Annotated in this window: 7 protein-coding genes; 4 read left to right on the forward strand and 3 right to left on the reverse strand. The window is 59.7% G+C overall.

Annotation, left to right across the window (positions count from 1 at the left end; genetic code table 11):
- Nucleotides 1-304: 304 nt before the first annotated feature.
- From BSU04_RS22710 to BSU04_RS22720, 3 genes are all read right to left on the reverse strand, one after another.
- Nucleotides 305-598 (reverse strand): hypothetical protein, encoded by a 294-nt coding sequence (locus tag BSU04_RS22710; protein WP_089162686.1) that lies wholly within the window; start codon nucleotides 596-598, stop codon nucleotides 305-307.
- A 330-nt stretch (nucleotides 599-928) separates the two neighbouring features.
- Nucleotides 929-1,921, reverse strand: coding sequence for an alpha/beta fold hydrolase (locus tag BSU04_RS22715; protein WP_218827332.1), 993 nt, complete (start codon nucleotides 1,919-1,921; stop codon nucleotides 929-931).
- Between the two features lie 62 nt (nucleotides 1,922-1,983).
- Complete coding sequence (locus BSU04_RS22720) at nucleotides 1,984-2,988, reverse strand: alpha/beta hydrolase (protein ID WP_089162687.1); 1,005 nt, start codon at nucleotides 2,986-2,988, stop codon at nucleotides 1,984-1,986.
- A 243-nt stretch (nucleotides 2,989-3,231) separates the two neighbouring features.
- On the opposite strand from BSU04_RS22720, the gene BSU04_RS22725 reads away from it, so the two are divergent.
- The 4 genes from BSU04_RS22725 to BSU04_RS47155 form a co-directional block, all read left to right on the forward strand.
- Complete coding sequence (locus tag BSU04_RS22725; protein ID WP_089162688.1) at nucleotides 3,232-4,113, forward strand: NmrA family NAD(P)-binding protein; 882 nt, start codon at nucleotides 3,232-3,234, stop codon at nucleotides 4,111-4,113.
- Nucleotides 4,114-4,157: 44 nt separating this feature from the next.
- Nucleotides 4,158-4,889, forward strand: a complete 732-nt coding sequence (locus BSU04_RS22730; RefSeq protein WP_218827333.1) for a GNAT family N-acetyltransferase — start codon at nucleotides 4,158-4,160, stop codon at nucleotides 4,887-4,889.
- 120 nt (nucleotides 4,890-5,009) lie between these two features.
- Nucleotides 5,010-5,438: a TetR/AcrR family transcriptional regulator gene (locus BSU04_RS22735; protein ID WP_179258399.1), complete on the forward strand. Its 429-nt coding sequence runs from the start codon at nucleotides 5,010-5,012 to the stop codon at nucleotides 5,436-5,438.
- Nucleotides 5,439-5,481: 43 nt separating this feature from the next.
- Nucleotides 5,482-5,716 (forward strand): hypothetical protein (locus BSU04_RS47155; RefSeq protein ID WP_218827334.1); only part of this gene is annotated, 235 nt, incomplete at its 3' end.

Here is a 5,716-nt window from a genome sequence, read left to right on the forward strand (position 1 = left end):
AATAACCGCGAATAACCGCGAATAACCGCGAATAACCGCGCGCGGATTCTCGTTGATACTTCGGAAGACGGAGACGCGCTCCAACGATTGGGATTCAAGACAAGCTCGCCGAGGACCATCGACGACGGTGATACTGCGCTATGCGCGCTGATGGCCGGCATTTGCTCGAAAGCAGAATCGCAATCTCTCCGCCGCAAGCCCACGGTGTGGGAAAAGTCCACCCCATAGCCGAGGGGATATTGCCCACGAATCCGATGGGCGATGACACCTCGCGGCTAACGTCTAGTTTTTATCGCCCATCTGTTTATTGACCGGCCGCGGGCGACGCTACGCTCGGTTGCGCCAGCGAATTATTGCTTTTCCATACGGTGGGCGCAGGCGTCGTGCCATTGACGCTATTCGGCAGCCCCGAGTTTGGCGCCCCGGCGGCCCTGCCACTGTCCGAGTTGGTGGTGCCTGGCGTGCCGTAGCCGCCCGTTGCAGCGACCGGCGACGTTACGCTCGGTCGCGCCAGCGAGTTGTTGCTCTGTGCATAAGCGCCGCCTGACAACGTGAGTGCGGCGACGGCAGCGACTAATGTACTGGTTGCCTTGTTCATGACCCGGTCTCCTTGATTGAATTGGAATGCAGACGAGAAGGATGCATGTACATTGTAGGAAGGCGGGCGCTGTTAATTAAGCGCATTGTCCGCAAGGGTGAATTGTTGTTTTCGACGTTACCCCTGACGGTTCCGTGGCCGCTCGGCTGCCGGGAGGAGTGAACGCCTCTTGTCGGCCCAACTCGGACAACCGTTGTCCCCTTGGTCGATCGCCGTTCCTTGAGTACAAGGGTCATTGAAGACTCTCGTGAGCCTGCGTTACGCCACCATCTTCTTCGCTCCACGAGCCGGAGCCTGAAACGAGAGCAAACCGGGCAGTGTACGTAACCATCATGCGAGATCAACAGTACGCACGAACTTCAGCAGTTGGTCGCTGACTTCGGCGGCGGCCTCATGTTGTACCCAATGCCCCACGTTATCGAGTTCGAGCCCGCCAACCAGGCCCGGCAAGCCGGCTCGAAGGTCGTTAAGGCTAAGCGGATAGAGCTCTTTCAGACCGTCCGCCTTGCCCCAGATAAAAAAAGACGGCTGAACGATCTTCGCGCCCTTCCAAGGAGCGGACAAGGCGAAATACGGCTCCGCCGCGCGGTAGTAATTCAACCCTCCGTGGAAACCGGTACGCTGAAATTGCGCAATGTTATGCGCGACGTAGTCCGGTGGCGCCCACGAAGGCACCGGTCCAGGGGCAGCACGATAAAGGCTTCGAGCCGGATCCATTGGACTCCACTGCTGGCCGGCGGGCGCGGTACCCGATGCCCAATACAGCATGCCGGGAATGGTCACTGCGGCGTTGGCCCAGATTTCGTCGGCGTCGGCCCGAATTTGCTCGAACATATAGAACTTGTCTTGAAGCCCGGCCTTTCGCATCCTGTCGAAGACACTGACGTCTGAGCGCGGCACGAAAGGGACACTGAGGCAAAATACCGCCGCGAATCTGTCCGGGCGCATGAGCGCCGCGTTCCACGCATGTGTCGCGCCCCAGTCATGACCGACGAGGATGGCGCGGGGAATCTCCAGCGCATCGAGCAGGCCAATCAGGTCGCCTGTCGTGTGCAACGGTGTGTACAGGCTTGCGTCGAGCGGGGCCGAGCTTTCCCCATAACCCCGCATATCCGGGGCAATGGCCCGATATCCCGCAGACGCGATGACCTTCATCTGCCGGCGCCACGTATAGGCGGTGTCGGGAAAACCGTGGCAGAACAGTACTGCTGGCCCCTCCCCTTGCTCTGTCACATGCAAGGTAATGCCGTTGGTCTCGATGTCGTATTGTTTGATGCCTTCGCTGAAATCTGAAGTCATGTCATCGCTGTTCGAGGCACTCATTTCATTGAACTCCTTTAGTCGACGTGCAGGACCCGATGCGGGTCAGAATGCGTCCGTGATGGCTACGACAGCCCCTTCGCCTCGAGCCAGGTGCGGATCAACTGGACGAGTTCAGCCTTATGTTCGAGCGGAAGCCAGTGGCCTGCGTCCAGCGTCGCCACAGACAGATCCGTGCAGGCGTTTCGCATGGGTTCGCCGAGCGCGCTGCGGGTGATGTCGCAGATGCCATCGAAGTCGCCGTTCACGAACAGTACGGGCTGGCTCAGGCGGCCGCTGTCGGGCGCAATTCGAGCATAGGCGACGTTGGTGTCATCGTTCAGATACCAGGCGTTACCCGGACCAAAGCCCGTCACACGGAACGCATCAACCAGCGCGTCGAAGTCAGCAGGCGGCCAGAGCGCCGCGTCCGGCGCCACCGCCGGCGCGCGACGTGCCGAACCGAACCAGCCTCCATTGCGCGAGACCAGCGCAGAGCGATAGACGTGGTCCACGGACTTAGGGTCTCCAGACCGATAGATCGCCGCCAGTGACGACGCTATGTCGGCATTGAAGTCGGTCACGGTCTGATCGAAATGCGTCAGATAGAAGCGGTAGTAGTCCCATTGGCCGTCCGGATACTGGTCGGCGGGATAAAGCGTCCGATCGACCAGGGGCAGCAGACTGCGCAACCCGAAGCTCTCGGGCATATACGGAACGCTGACGAACACAACCGCGCGGCTGCGCTTCGCGTGATGCGCAGCCAGCGCCCCGGCCACCGGGCTGCCCAGGTCGTGGCCGACCCATATTGCAGGACTCGCGCCCAGATGGTCATGAAGCTCGACCAGGTCGTCAACCACCTCTTTGAGCGCATAGGCTTCGGGCGCGCCTGGCGTCGACGAGCCGCCGTATCCGCGCATGTCCGGCGCAATGCAGCGCCAGCCATCCGACGCGAAAGCCTCGATCTGCGCGCGCCACATCAGACCGACCCCAGGCCAGCCGTGAAGGAAAATCATCAATGGCCCCTCGGCGGGTCCGGCCTCCCAATAGCGCGTGGAATGACGGGGTGAGGCGAAGGTGTGGGCGATCATGGCAGGAACATTCTCCGATGTACGGGTTGTCCGGGAAGGACGCGGCCTTCGAATTCCATCTGCAGCGTGCCTTCCCGAACGCTGCCAAACGCGCTTGCCGGCTGCGTCGACAGGGGCATTCTGCAAAAGACTAGTACGAGATTATCATCAATCTTCGCTAAGGATTATGACTATACTCTAAATCAGATCTGGTGACTGAAGCGCCCATCACCTTCCCAATTAATGAAACGGTGGAGCTTTCAAATGGCTTTTCGACAATTTTTTATCGCAGGCGCGACTGGCGACACGGGCGGAGCAGCGACAGTTGGCCTTTTGGCTGCAGGCGAACAGGTACGAACCCTGGTGCGACGCGAGGACGACCGTTCGGAGCGGCTGCGCGCGCAGGGCGTCGAGGTGCTGGTCGGCGATCTCTCGGATATTGACGACGTCGCACGCGCGCTTGAAGGCATCTCATCGGCCTATTTCGTTTATCCGATCGAGGCAGGAGGGATAGCGGCCAGCGCTTCGTTCGCACAGGCCGCGCGTGAGACCGGAATCGAATCCATTGTGAACATGTCGCAGATTTCGGCGCGCCGTGAGGCGAAAAGCCATGCCGCGCGAGACCATTGGATCTCGGAGCAGGTGTTCGACTGGGCTGGCACGCCGGTCACGCATCTGCGCCCTACGTTCTTCGCTCAATGGCTCACTTACCCGGGTCAAGTCGCGAGCATCAAAAAGGACGGCGTATTGCGCCTTCCCTTTGGCGATGGGCGCCACGCGCCTATCGCAGCAGAGGACCAGGGCCGCGTCATTGCCGCCATCCTTCGCGACCCCGCACCGCACGCGGGCAAGGTATATCCGCTGCACGGGCCGGTCGAGATGAATCACCATGAGATTGCGGCAGAGATGAGCAAGGCGTTGGGCAGGTCGGTGAAGTATCAACCGGTCGATCTCGACCTGTTTAAAAAACGCCTGGACAGCGACGCAAAATTTAGCGACACCTTCTCGCAGCATCTGCTGTCTGTCGCCGTCGATTACCAGGAAGGCATTTTCGCCGGCACCAATTCCTTCATCGAGGAATTGACCGGCACGCCGCCAATGACGGTCCAGGCATTTATCAGGAAGCACGCGGCAAAGTTCGCCTGAGCGCGGTCCCACAGCAGAGAAGACGAACAAAACAGGAGCTTGCCATGCAGTCCTCCGGCATTGATGCAGCCAGTGAAATCGCAACTGAGGAATACCTCGCCAATCCCGTATGGATCGCTCTGACCGAGGCGTCCCCGGCCTTCGTCGAGCGCCGTGAGAGCGGGGCCCGGTATCGACCGGAATTTGCGCCGTTCGGGGCCGCGCAAAATTACACCGCGCAAAGCGTCTCGCGCGTTGCCGCGATGCTGCAGCCAGCCCAGCGTCTTTCATTCTTTACGATGGGCAAACCGGACTTGCCGCCCGGTTTCGACGTGGTACGCGAGGCTGTTGCATATCAGATGATTGCCGCCAACAGGTTCGCCGTATCGTCCGATGAGCGGATCGTGCGACTCGGTGCCGCCGACACGACTGATATGCTCCGACTCGCCGAGCTGACGGAACCCGGACCATTCAACGCCCGGACCAACGAACTAGGTCACTTCTTTGGCATCAGGGAGGGCGGCCAGCTGGTGGCGATGGCGGGCGAACGAATGACAGCCGGAAAGTACGTTGAAATCAGCGCCGTGTGCACGCTCCCGGAGTGGCGTGGACGAGGGTTGGGTCGAGTGTTGATGGAGCATCTGTCGGCAACAATCCAGGAACGCGACAAAGTACCGTTCCTTCACGTGTTCACCAGCAATGTTTCCGCGGTTCGTCTGTATCGGGAGCTCGGCTTTCGCATTGCCAGGACGCTGCAACTGACGGCAATCGTGAGGTCCTCGGCTGCCGCAAACTAATCGCTTTGGCGCAAGGGCCGCGCGAGCGGCATTGCCGATTGACTCGCGGCACAACGCATCTTTGAGACTGAAAAAATGAGGCACTCACAAGCTGACAAACTGGCCACGCATCAGCGGATTGTGGAGGTCGCCGCACGTCGTTTCCGCGAGCACGGCATTGACGGGATTAGTGTCGGCGACATCATGAAAGAAGCTGGCTTGACCGTAGGCGGCTTCTACAAGCATTTCGAGTCACGCGATGCGCTTGTGACCGAGGCTTTCATCATGGCGTTGCAGGACATCGAGCATATTCAGGACGCGCTCAAGACGGCGCCTCAGCGCGCGATAAGCACCTATGTGTCAGAAAGTCATCGGAACAACGTCGGCAGAGGTTGCCCAATTTCAGCGTTGGTCAACGATGTAGCGCGCGCTCCCGATGCAACCCGCGAGGTATTCACCGAACGTGTCAGTGAAATCATCAATTTGCTCGCGCAGTCTTTTTCAGAGACGGAAGGTGCCCAGGATAAAGGTAAGCGATCGGTCAAGCACGCCCCTTGCGCCAGGCGTTGAATAGAGGAGCATGTAGCATTTTCAGCAGGCTGAGGGTGGCTATATGAATGATGGTGGAAAGAAGATTGGCGAGCATGCGATGGCGCACATTGAAGCCGCGCAGCGTGAGGGTAAGACGCTTTCGGCATATGCGCGTGAGCATGGGCTGAGCAAGCAACATTTGTACAAAGTTAGGCGAGACATGCGAGCACGCTCGGCTGGTTCTGGGAAGCCCCGGATCACCGCGGAGAAGTCGAGCGAACCACCGGGAGTGGACTTGGCGTTCGTTGAGGTGAAGG

This window comes from Caballeronia sordidicola, assembly GCF_002220365.1.
GTDB lineage: Bacteria > Pseudomonadota > Gammaproteobacteria > Burkholderiales > Burkholderiaceae > Caballeronia > Caballeronia sordidicola_C.

What these genes read in the sequence shown, in the direction of transcription:
- BSU04_RS22710 (WP_089162686.1), bottom strand. Translation starts at nt 598, where the DNA reads ATGAACAAGGCAACCAGTACATTAGTCGCTGCCGTCGCCGCACTCACG.
- BSU04_RS22715 (WP_218827332.1), bottom strand. Translation starts at nt 1,921, where the DNA reads ATGAGTGCCTCGAACAGCGATGACATGACTTCAGATTTCAGCGAAGGC.
- BSU04_RS22720 (WP_089162687.1), bottom strand. Translation starts at nt 2,988, where the DNA reads ATGATCGCCCACACCTTCGCCTCACCCCGTCATTCCACGCGCTATTGG.
- BSU04_RS22725 (WP_089162688.1), top strand. Translation starts at nt 3,232, where the DNA reads ATGGCTTTTCGACAATTTTTTATCGCAGGCGCGACTGGCGACACGGGC.
- BSU04_RS22730 (WP_218827333.1), top strand. Translation starts at nt 4,158, where the DNA reads ATGCAGTCCTCCGGCATTGATGCAGCCAGTGAAATCGCAACTGAGGAA.